This is a genomic window from Pedobacter heparinus (assembly GCF_032678725.1).
Lineage (GTDB): Bacteria > Bacteroidota > Bacteroidia > Sphingobacteriales > Sphingobacteriaceae > Pedobacter > Pedobacter heparinus_A.
On the sequence record NZ_JAVTSC010000009.1, the window covers coordinates 165,203 to 180,676 of the forward strand.

Below are 15,474 nucleotides of genomic sequence, written 5' to 3' on the forward strand. Positions count from 1 at the left end.
GAAAATCATTAAAGCATTCTTATTCTGCTTTATTAATGGTCTTTTTCTTTGTTGTGAATCTTCTTATTAACAGGATAACTCCTGCAATTATGCCAAGTATAATTGCCCAGGCCGCAAGTTTTCCAATTATAAATCCAATAGTATATTCTACTGGATGATCAATCCCTTGTGTTAAGCTCGTTTTGTCGGCGGTTATAGTTAATGAGTTTAAAAATTGCGTTCTGTCTGTTTGAGTAGCCTGCTTGTTTTCTGACAAGGTCATAAAATTTACGGTAATCAGGGTATTATTTAAAAGTATAAAACGTGCAAATCTTAAATCGGGCAGGTTGGGGTTCGAGGTTGCGACGAATTCTATTTCTATTCCTTTTAATCCGTCTATTTCAAATGGTTTTTTACTAATTAGCTTACCCTGGGCAGCATCTAAAAAGCCATTGATGGTGCTGTCATAAAATTCTGGCAATTTTTTACTATGGACCTGCAGCAGCTGATCAGCATCCAATTCTCTGGTTATCGTAGAGTAAATGGCTGCAGAATCGATAAACTGGGTCATACTATGCCCCAATGTATCTAACGTTTCAGGTTTTTGAGGGAAGGTAATGGTCGCGAGATTCGCCAGGTTTTGTTTTTGAGGATTTTGGGCGAATAATTGGAGAACAACAAAGAGGAGTAAAATGGTACAGAAATATTTTTTCATAAAAGCGTTAATTTATAAGTAATGATAGGAGTGCGTGTTCATTCTAATGCTGAAATAAATATACAAATCATCTATTTAAACAATGGAAAACGACTTAGAAAATCTTAAATAAAAAAGATGGGGTGGTAAAGACATATGATAAATTGTAGTATACAATACCAGCGTAAGGGTATTGGCAAGATGCTGATGACAGCTATCCAAAATTACTGCAAAGAGATAGGAGTGGAAGAAGTATTTGTGCAGGCAGATGTGGCAGATGATTATGCCCTGGATTTCTATCGTTCTACGGGTGCAACAGGGGAGGATGTGGTACACTTTTATTATCCGTTGAAATAAAGCCCTGGAATGATTTTAATTATCTATATTCACACTATGGAGATTAGAAAGAACATGAATAGATATCTTCAAATTTTAAGCTTGTTTGTGATAACAACTTTAATACTAACAACAAATAGCCAGGCGCAAAGCTTTCCTAAAATCGGGGATACATGGAACGGTGCAATTGATGCTAATAATAAGATGTATATGCCGCCACCATATGGTTTTGAAAACTTAATTGAGTTTGAACACAATGGCAGGAAATTTAGCGGGGCTGTAAAAGAAGGCAAAATTGTGGGCATACTCACAACTGACACCACGTTCGAAATTAATAAGATAAGATACATGGATAGGCCCTTATCGGCTTTCCAAAATAAAGATAAAGTTAAACTTATCCTGGGCTGGGCTAATTATTTGCCTGTTGAAGATGGTTGGTATGCAGCTTTCAGTTTTGATAGATTAACTGATGCTTCAAAAGTTGCCTTTCTTTTTAAGGTGGATTTTGAAGCAAACTAGGAGTAATCTGGTGTTCTTCGCAATGTAAAGCATGGAACAAACAGCCGATAATTTTGTAGTATTGATAAAGCAAATCGTTTATATGCAGAATTACAAAAATCACATCCGTTTTTATATTCCACATCACTTCGTATTTTATCCATTAATAGGAGTGCTACTGGCTTTGGCCATCAGGCAAACCTTCATCGATGAGCTAAATTCTACGATGTGGGTGTTTATCTCGGCAATACTATTGCTTATAGGCTGGCTTTCCTTTATGCTCCGACAGCATTATGCCATGACCTTGCAAAACCGCGTTGTGTTACTGGAGATGCGGTACCGGTATCTTGCCATCACCGGGAATAGACTGGAGCCGCTGGAAGAGGAACTTACTTTTGGCCAGATCGCTGCGCTGCGTTTTGCATCCGATGCTGAACTACCGGGCCTGCTGCAAAAAACTATAGCTGAAAAACTGCCGCCCAATCAAATTAAGAAATCTGTGCAAAATTGGCTTCCTGATAACAGAAGGGTGTAGGAGCATTTGTCGTAAGTTAATGATCGTTCCATGAGATATATCAGCTATTCGAGATCAGCATTTTGTATTGAATTTTCAATCATAGAGATAGCTTCTTTTTCCTGAGCGCTGTTAATTTCTGCTGATAGTACCGTATAAGTGAGCACTGCTATTATTTTCTGTGCAGTTTTATGATTAATTAATCTCCAGGTTACGAGCGTAATGTTTATACCGTTTTCGGTGGTGTCAAAGTATGTAGGATTGGTTAATAAATATCCTTTTGACGTAGTGACGTAAGGTAGATTGTCGGTTAGTGCTTTTATTGCCTCATCATCAGACTGTTGGGGAGGAATGGCCTTGATTATATTAATGCGCAAGGTGCTTTGTGATTTCGGATCATAACAAGATTGTTGTTCGCCCTCTTCCAGTTCATATTTCCAATGAGAAGGAAGTTCAATCGACAGATTCTTATACTGATGATGATGAAGTTTGTTTTGCCTTTTTTTGAATAAATTAAACATGCAAATGATAATAATATAGATTGGCTGGTAGTGGTTTATTGGACAAGATAAGTAATATTCCAAAAGCAATTATACTTTATGATGCTATAGCGAACTAAATATACAAATGATATATTTGATAGAGGAATTAACTGGAAAGCAGAAAGATTGATATGCAACGTTCAAAAAAAGCAGAACAACTCCTGGGACAGATCAATAGTAAGACTAAACTTGGCGACCTGCGGAAAATGGCAAAGGAAATTAAGATGGATCATGCCCTGGCTATTGAGCTTTGGAGCAGCGGCGATTTCCTGCCCAGGCAGCTGGCCATCTTAATTATGGATAATAAAGTGCTTACGCAAGAACTGGTCGATAATCTGGTACAGGATATTCAGGGCCACCCGGTTAACGAGCGAAATCAATTGATAGACTGGCTTATGGCCAATCAACTTACTAAAAACAAGAAAACTATTGCATTGATGGAATCCTGGGAAAACAGCCCTTTGCCTCTCCAAAGGCGGGTTTTCTGGTATTATCAGGCACGCTTGAGATGGGTTGGGCAGGTTTCTCCTGATAATACTGCATACTTGCTTTCTGCAATTGAAGCCAACATTGCCGGGGAGGCAGCCGAAGTGCAGTGGGCCATGAATTTTACTGCAGGCTGGATAGGGATTTACGATAAAAAGTTCCGGGAACGTTGCGTTGCTATAGGCGAGGCAACTGGTCTTTACAAAGGCGAAATGGTGTCAAAGGGATGTACGCCGAATTATTTACCGGAGTTCATAGCAATTGAAAGTAATAAACGGGGGTTGGAATGACACGACCGGCTATGCCTGCAAGTGTGGCCACTGAAGAGACAGCCTCTGCAGGATTGGCAAGTTTTTAGCGAGCCTCTCTAAACTTTTTAGGTTTCTTCTCTGCCCGGTCAGCATATACGGTTAACTTTAGTGCCGCACCAAGAACAGGTGGTGTAGCAGACGACGTGATCGCAGGTGCATAATGCTCCAGGCTGTATCTGTCATTGATAAAGACCCTGGCAGGAAGATCAAGAAATATGGCGAGCGACCTGGCCATATCTAAAGTAAGCTTTCTTCGGCCGCTTAGTATAGATGAAACATGACTTTCTGAACCAACAACAGGAATAAGATCTTTATTTTTTAGTCCTATTTCATCCATTTTTAGTTTAATTACTGCTATTGGATCTGGCTCTGGCATTGGATAATGCCTGTCTTCATAATCTTTAACCAGTAAGCTTAGCAGTTCTAGTTCATCAAATGCTTCTGACCCTGGTTTAGCATTGAAAAGTTCTTCAATCCGGTAAATAGCAATATTGTATGCTTTTTCTGTTTTTAAAACCTTAAATTTCATTGTTTCTGCTCCTTATCTTCAAACTTTACTATTTCAACATTAATTCTATCGTACTCGGCATGGCTGCCAAACCAGATCACATAACATACGGCGGCCTCGTAATTTATCATAACAACCAGTCGATATTTATTACCCATAATATTAAATACCACACGCTGGTTGGCAATTATACTAGCGTTGCCATATACCTTCTTTAAGGCTTGTGGATTTTTAAAGGACTGCTCCGGAAATCCTGGTACCATACGTCTAAAGCTGTTTCGGCTTGTCTGTACTTTTCATTATAATACTGAATTGTTGGGCGCTTAATGATGTTCATCATGCAGTTCAAATATAGTAAAAACTTTTCAAATTGACAAGTTTTTGTTTGGTTTATGAATTTAAGTTTTTGTCCTATTGTAAACCTATATAGATTTGAGTTTATAGTAGTCAAGAAACCTGAAATAATTTTTTGTTGAACATGGGGCTTTGAACTTTACCTGATAGCATAATCCCAAAGTTTTTCTGAAAAATACCGGTTTCTTTTACGTAGAAGCGAGAATATTGCGAGCTATGATGAAAATGAAACTTATCGCTTTTGCCCAGGAGCCTATATTGGATACTGAAAGCCTGATGGCCGGACTGGGTATCTCCAGAAAAGAAGCGAATGACCTCCTATGGGATTTATTCGAAAAAGAATACATCGATCTGATACCTGTACTTAACGAGGAAAAAATAAAGCCATTCCTGGCAAATGAATAAAACAGAAGAAAATAATCTGGACCATGTTGCTGCGCTTTCTGCTTCGCTTTTGGATGTGGCTTACCTGGGAGATGTATTGCCATTTTATCATACTGATGACTTGTTATTTTTACTGATGAAGGAATTTAAGCACCTGAGCCAGGAAAAGGATAAAGAGCTGGCAATGGCTAAATACCAGCATAGTAAAACCCAGTTGCTGCAGCTGCAGGAAAGGATACTCAAATTATTAACTGATGCAGGTAAAAGGCAGCGGAAAGTAATTGTAAATCTAAATGAAGAATTGACGAGGATGATGAATTTACTGGAGCTGATAAAAACTGAAAGAATTGATCCGCTTTTTTTACCGCCTAAGCTATCAAAATCTTGATAATCGTTGAAAATACTCGAAAATATATCCATAAAACAATTGGATAAATACACTAACCTATCTATTCACTAAAAACAAAAAACTATGAAAGACACTTAAAGCAATAATTTTTTTTAGGGAATTAGCGATCATAAGGGGGAAATAGGGATATATGAACGCTGTGCATCAATAATTAACTAATTAAAATTAAACATGAACAAAAAATCATTTAAATTAACCGAAGCTCAAATACTGGAATGGAAACAAGAGGTGGTAAACTACCTGGCCTCTTTATTACCTGATTCAAATTCCATGGGTGCACTTGCCCAGGTACTGATGAGTACTTTAAAGCCCCATTTTAAACTGAAAGGCTATTTCCTGTTGCAACCGGATATGCTGATGACAGAAGCCCATTACCTGCGGAAAGGGCTGATTAAACTGTATAGCATTGATGCACAAAGCGGTGAAGAGAAGATCCGCTTTATATGGGCTGCCGGAAGTATTGTTGTTTTACTGGAAGCTTTCAGGGAACGTTTGGTAAACGAAGTGTTGTATATAGAGCTAATGGAAGATTGCGAGCTGGTCAGCATCAGCAATTTTTGCATGGATGATATCTATGAAGAACATACTGTTGCCTATAGGCTAACCGAAAAGATCAGGGCAGCGGAAATTATGCGCAAGGATTCGCAAACAGAGATACTGCAGATGGTAGACAAAAAGATGCGCTATTGCGTGTGTAAGCAAAAGTTTCCTGAATTTTTGGTTAATGGGGTATGGAGATTGAGCAACAAGGAGATCTGTAGTTTTATCGGAACAAAAGAGAGTACTCTTCTGGATGCAAGAAAGATTTGCCCTGATTAGTATCAAAAAACCTTGAAAAAACTGTTTTCAAACCACGAAAACAACTTTTAGCCTTCCTTCTGGGAGGCTATTTTTGTTTCAAATCAATAACAAATATATGAAGGCAAAAATGATACTTATCGAAATATGCATAGCACTACTGATACTATTGTTTGGCTACACCGCACTGAGTAAGCTGCTGGAATATGACAAGTTTATTTTCCAGATGAGAGATTCACGGTTAGTACTGATGCAGGCCTTTGCCCCGGTGCTGGCCTGGCTGGTGCCATTGGTAGAACTGGTTATCGTGCTGGCTTTATGTTTGTCCGGCTGGCGCAAGAAAGGGTTGTGGGCTGCACTGATTTTGCTGGGCGTGTTTGAAGTTTATATAGGCGGGATGTTACTGTCTGGTTTAAAGCTGGGCTGTACATGTGGGGGTGTAGTGAATTTGCTATCCTGGAAGCACCACTTGGTTTTTAACGCCACTTTTATGTTTATTGGTACGGTTGCCCTGTTGGGCTTGTACAATAGGTGGCCCTTGCGGGCCGGAGCCTATTCTGTTCTCTTATTTAAGCATAGTTCAAGAGATCTCTCCTATCGTCGAGATGACGGCAGGCGGGCCAATGACGGGGTGGGGCATGCACAAGAATGAGGTAAGGGTGCTTGATGGCCAAAGCATTAAGCCGCAAAACTAAATCCTGAATATACCGGGCGTCGCGAAGCCCGTTGTAGACTATAATTGTTAAATTTTTAAAACTTAAAATTCAAAAAAAATGAAAATTGATTTCAAAAAATGCATGATGGCTGTTGCGATGTCATTAGCTGTAACCGGTGCGATTGCATCGAAAGTGGTAAATCTGCCAGGTGCGAATGAAAACGAGTACAGCTGGACCCGGACCGGCGGTGAGCCGCTGCCTGAAGAACAGAATCCTTTTGTTGGTACTAAAACTGATGCCCAGAATTACTTTGGTTGCAGTGGTACTTACGACGAGTGCGCTGTTGGAACATCAACCAGCCTTGGTATACCACCGGAAGTGATTTACCAGCACTAAGCTTTAAGGGTTAAACAGGGGCTTTGATTTTTGGGCAAGGCCCTGGGGGCAGGAGGATGGTTCCTGCCCTCAATTAAAATTAACGTTTTGATTTAATGCGTAATAATGAATTGCTGCTCACGATTTATAAGATGAAAGACCGGCAGGGTTGCCTGGTTTTCCAAAGTAACGGTAAACTGAAAAGAATTTTTAACCTGATAGAGGTATTGCATTTTGTTGGCGAAATGAAGCTGCATAGTGTAGCGATTGATACGGGTGCCGAGCAAGACTGCAGGCATCCTTACCCTTTATGTTGCGCCGATGGTTTGGAACGATTGCTTACCTGTCATTTTGTACGGGAGGTAGTAGCGCTGGAGCTGAAGGTTAAGCAAAGAGTGAAGTTTAGCTGGGAGGGTACAGCAAAGGAGTTTAAGGCTGCGGTTGACCGGATGATAGCGAAGTTGCCGCGGTTTTTTTAACCGCCATGGCGTCTCGATTCCTTTGTCAATGGTAGGTGCGAGGAACCTAGATCCTTCGCTCTGGATGACAAACGCATACGCTTCGCTTAAAACAAAAGAAAAACCTGATTAATAACATTGCTAACAACAGGCTAACAAAGTTGCAATCGTAAAATAACCCATAAAAAAGATTAACTATGGGAATTCAACATTGGGGAGCCTTCGGTGGCTTCCAGGGAAAAGCTGGTGCCTTGGTTGGGCACTGGACAAACGGGCAGAATGTGATTACTGCCATTCCTCACCCTTCACAAAACCCACCTACGGTGCCGCAGTTAAACGTGCGGGCCAAATTTAGAACAGTGATTGGCTTTTCCAGGCGGTTAACCTCGCTGATCAGGGTAGGTTATCAGAATGCGCATAAGGAAAAGCAGAGTGCTTTTAATGCAGCCTTTGTAGACAATTATGCTAACGCGGTAACGGGTATAGCACCAAATTACTTAATTGACTACCCTAATTTTGCCTATAGCAAGGGGCAGTTGAGCAATGGCTATAATGCCGAAGTGGTAACGGCCATAGCGGATACAGTTCAGTTTACCTGGCTGGGTACGCTTGCTACGGGTATTGGCGGGCCTACAGATATGGCTACGCTGGTAGTGTATAACCCGGTAAAGGACCAATTGGTTACACTGGTTGGTGCAGCTGCACGCTCGGCGCTTACTTACAGTATGCTGGTGCCAGGCGACTTTAGCGGAGATGATGTGCATTGCTGGATCTCGTTCGTATCGGCGAATGGTAAGGTGACGAGTGATTCGTTTTACGTTGGTGAGTTTACGGTAGTTTAGTTTGAGGGTGCCTGCGGGCACCCTTGTTTACCATTTTTGGTGCTTGCCCCATCACGTCATCTCGAACGCATGTGAGAGACCTCTTGTTAATGCATAGTTCAAGAGATTCCTCGTCGCTGCGCTTCCCGCGGGATGACGAAGCGTTTTAAAAATTAAAAAAGATGAAAGATTTAAATATCAAATACTGGGGCTTAAATGTCCTTAACCTGATATATGAGGTTAAAAAAGAACATCGCTTAATGATTGTATTGATGCTGTTATGGAGCATTATTACCCATGTGTTTAGCAGCCCGGAGTTTAGTGCGGGCATTAACCAGAGTGTGCCGATCATGATTGTGATTGGCCTGATGACTTTTTTGATTTTGCTGTACCTGGCGTACTGGTTATTGGAAAGGTATTGGCAAAGAGTTGGACTCCCTGGAATCGGGAGTATGGTTTTACAGTACAAAGATTTAAAAATATGGCAGCAGCTAGGATTTTATTGGTTATCGTTTGCCTTACTGCTCTTTCTGGGTTTAGGTTGCCTGGCGGTGGTATTGTAGGTGATGAGAAAGGTTATAAAGAGATTGTCACAGGGCGAAGGGGCCCTCACAATGACACCAGGCGACTCATCGAAATCGCCAGGAAAGAGATTGGTATTAGGGAATTTACTGAAAACAGTAGTCCAAGAATTGATCAATACCTTAATTATGTGGGGTTTAGAAAAGCTCCGTGGTGCGCCTGTTTCGTCTCCTTCTGTTTCGGGCAGGCAGGATACAAAGCACCGAAAACGGCCTGGAGCCCAGCGCTCTTCCCGAAAGAGAGATTAGCAAGGGATGCCCTGCCGGGTATGGTAATGGGAATTTATTTTCCATCGAAAGGGCGCATAGCGCATTGTGGGATTGTAGAGTCGCTTAGAGGGGATTATATTATTTCAATCGAGGGCAATACCAATGTAGCTGGAAGTAGGGAAGGCGATGCGGTAATGAGGAAGCTGAGGCATAAAAGGACAATTGCGAAGTATGCGGATTGGTTGTAGTATTTAACCCGTCGTCTCCTTAGCGAGGGATCTCTTGTGTATGCTTAGGCAAGAGATCTCTCCTACGTCGAGATGACGAAAAACACAAATAAGACATGGGTATTTTAAGAAAAGGTGTATTTGATGGCTTTGAAGGAAAAACCGGGCCATTGATTGGCCGTAAAGTAAATGGTAAATGTGTGATATCGGGCTTGCGGCGTAAGGCTACAAAACCAAGAACGCAAGCACAAACAGATCAGCAGTTGAAGTTTGCACTGGTGGTTTCCTTGTTGAAATGGTTTAAAAGTTTAATAGCTGTAGGATTCAAAGATCCTGAAGGTAAAAAGAACAGTTTTAATAGGGCCGTGAAATACAATTTCAAGCAAATCGTTGTTGGAACTTCGCCGGATTACAGTATTGATTACAGCAAACTGGTATTTAGCATAGGTAGTTTGGTAGGGCCAAATAGCCCGGCAATCAGTTTGGGTAAACATGCTGTAGTGATCAGCTGGCAGCCCGATGTGCAAACGCAGTTTAACCGATATACAGATAAAGCAAGTTTTATGATGTACTGCCCTGGTAAAAATCATAAGGTTATAGTAATCGGAGCCGCCGAAAGATCGGCCTTGGGTTACGTTATAGCGATACCGCAGGATTTTACTGGCTATGAGATGCAAATGTATATGAGTTTTGTGAGCGCTGATGGGAAAGTGGTTAGCGACAGTGTTTATTTAGGTTTAATTTAAAAACAACAAAAATGGGAATTTTAAAGAATGGAATAACCGGAAATTGTACCGGAAAAATTGGTGGGCTTGCATTTTATGTGAGGAATGGTAAACAGATCATACGCACCATTGGCAAAATGACCAAACCAGCCACGCCGGCACAGTTGCAGAACAGGGAAGAACTGGCGGTTGCAGTGGCCTTTTTAAGACCGGTTAAGGAATTTGTGAATGCTGGCTTTAGGTTGCGGGCAGCCAATAGCACCAAATCGGCTTACAACCTGGCTGTGGCTTACAATAAGAAAAACGCGCTAACGGGTATTTACCCAAATGTATCGGTAAATTATGAGAAAGTACGGGTTACGGAGGGTACAATAGGAGGGGCAGATGAGGCTGCGGCTGAGCTAACCGCCAATGGCCTGAAAATTACCTGGCTTTGCCCGGGAAGCCTAGGCTGGCCGAGGCCATATGATGAATTGATGCTCCTGGTTTATTTTCCGGTATTGCAGAAAGCCATTTATATTCTATCAGGTGCCAGCAGACAGCAATGTGCTGAAGTGCTGGATTTACAACCTGATCTTATCACTAAATACATGGAAGTTTATATTTCTTTTGTTACACAGGACAGAAAAGGGATAAGTAACAGCGCTTATCTGGGGAGCTTCAATAAGTAAATATTGTTTTTTTTAATGCTTGAGATACTGTTTTAAGGCGTTTTTGAGGATTGTCGTTAAGTTTTATTGTGTTAATATTTTATTGTTTTTTATTGATTTTAAAGCTTAATGCTTGTTTAATATTCTTTTAATATGTTATAAATACTTTCGAAGCCATGACAGTACATAACAGTTGTTAAAGGATTAAGGGATAATTTAGATTAACCAAGTATTAAAAATTATGAAAAAACACTTTTACAAAACGTGGTCCGGTTACAAACCATGCAGTCTGATCTTAACGCTGCTCTTGTTTGCAAATTTTGCCTTCTCACAAAACAATACCGGTGTCATTAAGGGAACGATCACTGATGATTCAGGTATTTTACCGTCGGCATCGGTTTTGATAAAGGGAACCAAAAACGGAACAACAGCCGATGCGCAAGGCAATTTTACCCTCGTGGTTGCAGAGGGTACCTATTCACTTACTGCATCTTACATTGGTTATACCCCATCAGAAAAAGCAGCGGTAAAGGTAACTGCAGGAAAAGAAACCATTGTTAATTTTAAGCTATCATCAAACGTACAGCTGCAAGAGGTGGTTGTAAGTTATGGTAAACAAAAAGCAAGGGAGGTTACCGGAGCTGTTGCCCAGATTAATGCTGCCGATCTGCAGGATATGCCTGTAGGGCAATTTGCCCAGCAGCTACAGGGTAAAGTAGCCGGTGTGCAAATTGCGCAGAGCAGCGGACAACCCGGGCGCGGGATGGAATTCCGTATCCGTGGCGCGGCATCGCTTTCGCTTTCCAACCAGCCCTTATTCGTAGTAGATGGTTTACCCATTACTGGTAGCATCAATAACATCAACCCTTCGGAGATTGAAAGTTTTACTATACTAAAAGATGCTTCATCTACATCTTTATACGGTTCGAGAGCAGCCAATGGTGTGATATTAATTACCACCAAACATGCTAAGCCAGGCGACGCCAAAGTAGAATTCAGCAGCAATTACGGTATCCAGAAAATTCCGCAGAGCTTTGTTCCGGATATGATGAATGCAAGGGAGTTTGCTACCTTCATGAAAGAAAGATATGAGGACCAGAAAATTTTTCAGCCAAGCTATGTAGTGCCCCCTACCCAGCTGGAAGCTTATGGAAACCCGGAACAATATGGCGAAGGCACCAACTGGTTTGACGTGCTTACGCAATCGGCACCCATCCAAAGCTATGACCTTACTATACAATCGGCAAACAACAAGTCGTCTTCTACGATTATTGCCGGTTACCAGGAGCAGGAAGGTGTGATCATCAATACCGGGACCAAGCTGTTCAGTCTGCGGCTTAATCAGGACCTTACCTTGAGCAACAATAAGCTGAAACTGGGCTTTAACCTTGCACCAAGCTATCGCCTGGACCATAACAACCGATTGACTACAGATGGTGTGAATGGATTTTTTGAAAAAGTTTTGGAGGCAAGTCCGCTATTCCCTGCTGTAAATCCGGATGGCAGTATGCCAAAGCTGGTAACTTCGCCAGGTATGGTAGCTTATATCAACCCATATGCACAGTTTACCATGGCCAAGGACGATTATAAGACAACCCACATACTTGGAAATGCTTATTTAAACTATGAGTTTCTTGATGGTCTGAGCCTGAGAACAAATCTTGCTGCTGATAAAGGTGCAGAATCTCGGGATCAGTTTACCCCTGCTTTTATCACCACCAATTCTATAGCAACGGGATTAAGCAGTTCTGTGGATAATTTTTCATGGACAGCAGAAGCAAACCTGCATTATGCAAAAGCCTTTGGTACAGATCATAAAATTGAAGCCCTTGTGGGTTATTCTGCACAGAATTTTCAGCAGACCAGCAATTCGGTTTCCGGTACCGGCTATCCAAGTGATGATGTATCTTACCTGAGTGCTGCAACTGTAATCAGTGCGGGCAGCAGTAATGCTACGGCTTATTCCTTACTGTCAACCATTGGCCGTTTAAATTATAGCTATAAAGGCAAATACCTGCTCCAGGGGGCGATTAGGAATGATGGATCTTCAAGGTTCGGAAATAATAGAAAATACGGGTACTTTCCATCTGTATCTGCAGGCTGGATCCTGAGCGATGAGGCATTTATGCAGAAGTTTAAATTTGTTGATTTTCTTAAACTTCGCGCCAGTTACGGGATAACAGGGAATAACAATTTAGGCAATTTCCAGGCCTTATCGACGATCGGGGAGTATAACTACATCCTCAACGGAGCCCTGGTGTCTGGAAATACCATCGCGGGGCTTGGAAATTCTGAGCTCGCATGGGAAAGGAACAAGCAGTTTGACATTGGTTTAGAGTTTGCAATACTTAAGAACAGGATATCGGTTAACTACGATTACTATCATAAAATAACTGATGGCATGATCCAGGACAGGCCAATTCCAAGAGCTTCGGGTTTCCAGACCATTAAATTTAATATCGGTGAATTTGAATTCTGGGGCCACGAGATTGCGCTGAATACGGTGAACCTGACCGGTGGCTTAAAATGGAATACCGGCATTAACGTATCTTTTGAACGAAATGTTATCAAATCCCTGGTAGCCCCCGGTTTTATCCGCCGTAACAATACTGTAACTTCGGATTATTTCCGCAATCAGGTAGGACACCGTTTAGGTGAGTTTTATGGCTTCGTTTTTCAGGGATTATACAAGGATGCTGCCGATCTGGCCAGTTCGCCTAAATACGGATCATCTTCCTACGTAGGTACGATCAAAATGCAGGATGTCTCTGGTCCTAATGGTGTTCCGGATGGTGTGATCAGCGATGAATACGACCGTACTTTTATTGGGGACCCAACACCAGACTTTAGTTTTGGGATCAGCAATAGCTTCCGCTATAAAAACTTCGACCTGAACATTACCATGTCTGGTGCTGTTGGTGGAGATATTCTTTCGCCTGCAAAATGGGCCTATTTAACAAATATGGATGGTTCAAGGCTTCCGCTTGCAGCCATCAAAGACAGATGGAGATCGGAACAAAATCCGGGTTCAGGGATTTATCCTTCAACAAGGGGCGGGACTACGGCAATAGGCCGCCAGGTAAACAGCCAGTGGATAGAAAACGGCTCGTACTTAACTGCTAAAAACATTTCTCTTGGTTATACCATTCCTTTGAAAGATAAGCTGCTCCTGAAATCTTTAAGGGTGTATGGCTCGGTACAGCAGGCTTTCGTTATTACCGGTTACACCGGGTTTAATCCTGAAATCAACCTGAACGGAACGGATGCTACCCAGGGGATTGGTGTGGATGAAAACGCATATCCGGTGCCAAGAACTTTCTCTATTGGTATTTCAACAACATTTAAATAGGGTAATCCAAAATATAAGAAAAGATGAAAAAGATATTGATATATATAGCCATGCTTTCTTTTACAGCAGTATCCTGTAAAAAAAGCTTTATAGAGTTGACACCAAAAGATTCCTTTTCTGTCGAAACTTTTTTTAAGACAGAAGCCCAGTTCAGACAGGGGGTTATTGCCGCTTATGTGCCGCTAAGGGATTTAGCTAACCAGGATTTTTATGCGGCTGAAATGCGTTCAGACAATACGCATTATCAACCTTATCCAAGCAACAGGGGAACCGCCTATCTGTTTAAGGAAAACATTGATGATTTTGTGGATGGGCCAACCAATTCGAATACAAATACGATTTACTTTGCCTGTTATTCTGGCATTGCAAAAGCAAATATTGTAATAGAACGTTTGAAGGATGCAGATATCCCTGCAGCAGCCAGGAATGATATTGAAGGGCAGGCTAAATTTTTACGGGCATTTTATTATTTTAAACTGGTACGTTTCTTTGGCGGGGTACCCTTGTATTTAAAAGAAGTAAAAAAAGCTGATGATGCTTTTGTTTCCAGATCGACGGCAGATGAAGTTTATGCGCAAATTACGGCTGATGTTAAAGATGCCATCACTATGCTGGCGGCGCCTACAAAACTACCAGCGAAGGAAAGTGGCCAGGCTACCAAAGGTTCTGCTACTATGTTGTATGGCGAAGTACTGATGACACAGAAAAAATATGGCGAAGCTGAAATTGTACTGGGCACCCTTGCGGGCATGGGTTATGGTTTGCAAACCAGTTATGCTGAGGTTTTTTTACCTGCCAACAAGAACACCAAAGAATCAATTTTTGAGGTACAGTACCTGGAAGGCGAGGCGGCAGGCACAGCCCCAAGTAATTTTATTTACCAGTTTTTACCACGTACCGCGCCCAATGACTATACCAAACTGATTACTGGTACAGCCACCAATAATGGGGCTACAGGAGGATGGAATACGCCTACGCAGGATATCATCGATGCATATGAAGCTGGCGATACGCGGAAAGATGCCTCCATAGCCATCGCTGAAGGGGCTTATAATGGTAGTGACCTGCTGGTGGTTTCAGCCAACAAAAGTATTGTCAATTATACACCGGCAGCGGGCAAAGTGGGTATTCCGTACATTAAAAAGTATTTGCATACCCCGCATCCGGTGGCTAACAATACCAATGACAACTGGCCCATATACCGGTATGCTGATGCATTGTTGCTGCTGGCTGAGGCTTTGAATGAAAATGGAAAATCTGGCCTGGCATTGACGCCATTGAATACGGTAAGAGCAAGGGCCTTTGGTAATGCCACGCACAACATTACCACTACTGATCCGGTTGCTCTGCGTGACATCATTGATCATGAAAGAAGGGTAGAGCTCGCCTTTGAAAATCACCGCTGGCACGATTTGGTGCGTACTGGTAAAGCTGTACAGGTAATGACTGCCCACGGTATTAAAATGAAGCAAATGTATAATTACCTTTCGCCGGCTTCTTATAACATCACTCCCGCAAAATTATTGTACCCTATTCCACAGTCAGAAAGGGAAATCAATCCAGATCTGACCCAAAATCCTTTATAAACATTTAAACCAGGGGGCGTTAT

21 protein-coding genes are annotated in these 15,474 nt (G+C 41.8%); 17 read left to right on the top strand and 4 right to left on the bottom strand.

The window, feature by feature from the left end:
- Positions 1–19 precede the first annotated feature (19 nt).
- Positions 20–694 carry a hypothetical protein gene (locus R2Q85_RS14965; protein WP_316812603.1) on the bottom strand — a complete coding sequence of 225 codons (675 nt, stop codon included), beginning with the start codon at positions 692–694 and terminating at the stop codon, positions 20–22.
- A 135-nt stretch (positions 695–829) separates the two neighbouring features.
- Here R2Q85_RS14965 and R2Q85_RS14970 point away from each other — a divergent pair, with 135 nt between their 5' ends.
- From R2Q85_RS14970 to R2Q85_RS14980, 3 genes are read left to right on the top strand one after another with little or no spacing between them, the layout of a single operon-like run.
- The gene (locus R2Q85_RS14970; protein WP_316812604.1) at positions 830–1,030 is read left to right on the top strand and encodes a GNAT family N-acetyltransferase; all 201 of its coding nucleotides are present in this window, start codon (positions 830–832) and stop codon (positions 1,028–1,030) included.
- A gap of 36 nt (positions 1,031–1,066) precedes the next feature.
- The gene (locus R2Q85_RS14975) at positions 1,067–1,528 is read left to right on the top strand and encodes a hypothetical protein (RefSeq protein WP_316812605.1); all 462 of its coding nucleotides are present in this window, start codon (positions 1,067–1,069) and stop codon (positions 1,526–1,528) included.
- Between the two features lie 31 nt (positions 1,529–1,559).
- On the top strand, positions 1,560–2,042 hold the full coding sequence (locus R2Q85_RS14980) for a DUF6526 family protein (RefSeq protein ID WP_316812606.1): 483 nt from the start codon (positions 1,560–1,562) through the stop codon (positions 2,040–2,042).
- A 44-nt stretch (positions 2,043–2,086) separates the two neighbouring features.
- On the opposite strand, the gene R2Q85_RS14985 is transcribed toward R2Q85_RS14980, so the two are convergent.
- Positions 2,087–2,542, bottom strand: a complete 456-nt coding sequence (locus R2Q85_RS14985; protein WP_316812607.1) for a hypothetical protein — start codon at positions 2,540–2,542, stop codon at positions 2,087–2,089.
- A 152-nt stretch (positions 2,543–2,694) separates the two neighbouring features.
- Between R2Q85_RS14985 and R2Q85_RS14990 the strand changes: the two genes are divergently transcribed.
- Positions 2,695–3,339, top strand: coding sequence for a DNA alkylation repair protein (locus R2Q85_RS14990; RefSeq protein ID WP_316812608.1), 645 nt, complete (start codon positions 2,695–2,697; stop codon positions 3,337–3,339).
- A gap of 64 nt (positions 3,340–3,403) precedes the next feature.
- Here R2Q85_RS14990 and R2Q85_RS14995 read toward each other — a convergent pair whose 3' ends face one another.
- Positions 3,404–3,889, bottom strand: coding sequence for a transcriptional regulator (locus tag R2Q85_RS14995; RefSeq protein ID WP_316812609.1), 486 nt, complete (start codon positions 3,887–3,889; stop codon positions 3,404–3,406).
- Complete coding sequence (locus R2Q85_RS15000) at positions 3,886–4,131, bottom strand: type II toxin-antitoxin system HigB family toxin (RefSeq protein ID WP_316812610.1); 246 nt, start codon at positions 4,129–4,131, stop codon at positions 3,886–3,888. Before R2Q85_RS15000 ends, R2Q85_RS14995 begins: the two co-directional genes overlap by 4 nt.
- Before the next feature lie 307 nt (positions 4,132–4,438).
- On the opposite strand from R2Q85_RS15000, the gene R2Q85_RS15005 reads away from it, so the two are divergent.
- The 13 genes from R2Q85_RS15005 (at position 4,439) to R2Q85_RS15065 (ending at position 15,451) form a co-directional block, all read left to right on the top strand.
- On the top strand, positions 4,439–4,627 hold the full coding sequence (locus R2Q85_RS15005) for a hypothetical protein (protein ID WP_316812611.1): 189 nt from the start codon (positions 4,439–4,441) through the stop codon (positions 4,625–4,627).
- The gene (locus tag R2Q85_RS15010; RefSeq protein ID WP_316812612.1) at positions 4,620–4,994 is read left to right on the top strand and encodes a hypothetical protein; all 375 of its coding nucleotides are present in this window, start codon (positions 4,620–4,622) and stop codon (positions 4,992–4,994) included. The genes R2Q85_RS15005 and R2Q85_RS15010 overlap by 8 nt, the downstream gene beginning before the upstream one ends.
- A 192-nt stretch (positions 4,995–5,186) precedes the next feature.
- Positions 5,187–5,834: a Crp/Fnr family transcriptional regulator gene (locus R2Q85_RS15015; protein ID WP_316812613.1), complete on the top strand. Its 648-nt coding sequence runs from the start codon at positions 5,187–5,189 to the stop codon at positions 5,832–5,834.
- Between the two features lie 97 nt (positions 5,835–5,931).
- Positions 5,932–6,465 (top strand): MauE/DoxX family redox-associated membrane protein, encoded by a 534-nt coding sequence (locus tag R2Q85_RS15020; RefSeq protein WP_316812614.1) that lies wholly within the window; start codon positions 5,932–5,934, stop codon positions 6,463–6,465.
- Between the two features lie 121 nt (positions 6,466–6,586).
- Entirely contained in the window at positions 6,587–6,865 is a 279-nt protein-coding gene (locus tag R2Q85_RS15025) for a hypothetical protein (protein ID WP_316812615.1), read from the top strand.
- A gap of 95 nt (positions 6,866–6,960) precedes the next feature.
- Entirely contained in the window at positions 6,961–7,323 is a 363-nt protein-coding gene (locus R2Q85_RS15030) for a hypothetical protein (RefSeq protein WP_316812616.1), read from the top strand.
- Between the two features lie 176 nt (positions 7,324–7,499).
- The gene (locus R2Q85_RS15035) at positions 7,500–8,144 is read left to right on the top strand and encodes a DUF6266 family protein (RefSeq protein WP_316812617.1); all 645 of its coding nucleotides are present in this window, start codon (positions 7,500–7,502) and stop codon (positions 8,142–8,144) included.
- Positions 8,145–8,305: 161 nt separating this feature from the next.
- The gene (locus tag R2Q85_RS15040) at positions 8,306–8,686 is read left to right on the top strand and encodes a hypothetical protein (protein WP_316812618.1); all 381 of its coding nucleotides are present in this window, start codon (positions 8,306–8,308) and stop codon (positions 8,684–8,686) included.
- On the top strand, positions 8,605–9,162 hold the full coding sequence (locus tag R2Q85_RS15045) for a peptidoglycan-binding protein (protein WP_316812619.1): 558 nt from the start codon (positions 8,605–8,607) through the stop codon (positions 9,160–9,162). Before R2Q85_RS15040 ends, R2Q85_RS15045 begins: the two co-directional genes overlap by 82 nt.
- 95 nt (positions 9,163–9,257) lie before the next feature.
- The gene (locus R2Q85_RS15050; RefSeq protein ID WP_316812620.1) at positions 9,258–9,887 is read left to right on the top strand and encodes a DUF6266 family protein; all 630 of its coding nucleotides are present in this window, start codon (positions 9,258–9,260) and stop codon (positions 9,885–9,887) included.
- 11 nt (positions 9,888–9,898) lie between these two features.
- Positions 9,899–10,537 carry a DUF6266 family protein gene (locus R2Q85_RS15055; RefSeq protein WP_316812621.1) on the top strand — a complete coding sequence of 213 codons (639 nt, stop codon included), beginning with the start codon at positions 9,899–9,901 and terminating at the stop codon, positions 10,535–10,537.
- 220 nt (positions 10,538–10,757) lie between these two features.
- Positions 10,758–13,865, top strand: a complete 3,108-nt coding sequence (locus R2Q85_RS15060; protein WP_316812622.1) for a TonB-dependent receptor — start codon at positions 10,758–10,760, stop codon at positions 13,863–13,865.
- A gap of 23 nt (positions 13,866–13,888) precedes the next feature.
- Positions 13,889–15,451: a RagB/SusD family nutrient uptake outer membrane protein gene (locus R2Q85_RS15065; protein ID WP_316812623.1), complete on the top strand. Its 1,563-nt coding sequence runs from the start codon at positions 13,889–13,891 to the stop codon at positions 15,449–15,451.
- Positions 15,452–15,474 lie beyond the last annotated feature (23 nt).

What these genes read in the sequence shown, in the direction of transcription:
- R2Q85_RS14965 (WP_316812603.1), bottom strand. Translation starts at nt 694, where the DNA reads ATGAAAAAATATTTCTGTACCATTTTACTCCTCTTTGTTGTTCTCCAA.
- R2Q85_RS14970 (WP_316812604.1), top strand. Translation starts at nt 830, where the DNA reads ATGATAAATTGTAGTATACAATACCAGCGTAAGGGTATTGGCAAGATG.
- R2Q85_RS14975 (WP_316812605.1), top strand. Translation starts at nt 1,067, where the DNA reads ATGGAGATTAGAAAGAACATGAATAGATATCTTCAAATTTTAAGCTTG.
- R2Q85_RS14980 (WP_316812606.1), top strand. Translation starts at nt 1,560, where the DNA reads ATGGAACAAACAGCCGATAATTTTGTAGTATTGATAAAGCAAATCGTT.
- R2Q85_RS14985 (WP_316812607.1), bottom strand. Translation starts at nt 2,542, where the DNA reads ATGTTTAATTTATTCAAAAAAAGGCAAAACAAACTTCATCATCATCAG.
- R2Q85_RS14990 (WP_316812608.1), top strand. Translation starts at nt 2,695, where the DNA reads ATGCAACGTTCAAAAAAAGCAGAACAACTCCTGGGACAGATCAATAGT.
- R2Q85_RS14995 (WP_316812609.1), bottom strand. Translation starts at nt 3,889, where the DNA reads ATGAAATTTAAGGTTTTAAAAACAGAAAAAGCATACAATATTGCTATT.
- R2Q85_RS15000 (WP_316812610.1), bottom strand. Translation starts at nt 4,131, where the DNA reads ATGGTACCAGGATTTCCGGAGCAGTCCTTTAAAAATCCACAAGCCTTA.
- R2Q85_RS15005 (WP_316812611.1), top strand. Translation starts at nt 4,439, where the DNA reads ATGATGAAAATGAAACTTATCGCTTTTGCCCAGGAGCCTATATTGGAT.
- R2Q85_RS15010 (WP_316812612.1), top strand. Translation starts at nt 4,620, where the DNA reads ATGAATAAAACAGAAGAAAATAATCTGGACCATGTTGCTGCGCTTTCT.
- R2Q85_RS15015 (WP_316812613.1), top strand. Translation starts at nt 5,187, where the DNA reads ATGAACAAAAAATCATTTAAATTAACCGAAGCTCAAATACTGGAATGG.
- R2Q85_RS15020 (WP_316812614.1), top strand. Translation starts at nt 5,932, where the DNA reads ATGAAGGCAAAAATGATACTTATCGAAATATGCATAGCACTACTGATA.
- R2Q85_RS15025 (WP_316812615.1), top strand. Translation starts at nt 6,587, where the DNA reads ATGAAAATTGATTTCAAAAAATGCATGATGGCTGTTGCGATGTCATTA.
- R2Q85_RS15030 (WP_316812616.1), top strand. Translation starts at nt 6,961, where the DNA reads ATGCGTAATAATGAATTGCTGCTCACGATTTATAAGATGAAAGACCGG.
- R2Q85_RS15035 (WP_316812617.1), top strand. Translation starts at nt 7,500, where the DNA reads ATGGGAATTCAACATTGGGGAGCCTTCGGTGGCTTCCAGGGAAAAGCT.
- R2Q85_RS15040 (WP_316812618.1), top strand. Translation starts at nt 8,306, where the DNA reads ATGAAAGATTTAAATATCAAATACTGGGGCTTAAATGTCCTTAACCTG.
- R2Q85_RS15045 (WP_316812619.1), top strand. Translation starts at nt 8,605, where the DNA reads ATGGCAGCAGCTAGGATTTTATTGGTTATCGTTTGCCTTACTGCTCTT.
- R2Q85_RS15050 (WP_316812620.1), top strand. Translation starts at nt 9,258, where the DNA reads ATGGGTATTTTAAGAAAAGGTGTATTTGATGGCTTTGAAGGAAAAACC.
- R2Q85_RS15055 (WP_316812621.1), top strand. Translation starts at nt 9,899, where the DNA reads ATGGGAATTTTAAAGAATGGAATAACCGGAAATTGTACCGGAAAAATT.
- R2Q85_RS15060 (WP_316812622.1), top strand. Translation starts at nt 10,758, where the DNA reads ATGAAAAAACACTTTTACAAAACGTGGTCCGGTTACAAACCATGCAGT.
- R2Q85_RS15065 (WP_316812623.1), top strand. Translation starts at nt 13,889, where the DNA reads ATGAAAAAGATATTGATATATATAGCCATGCTTTCTTTTACAGCAGTA.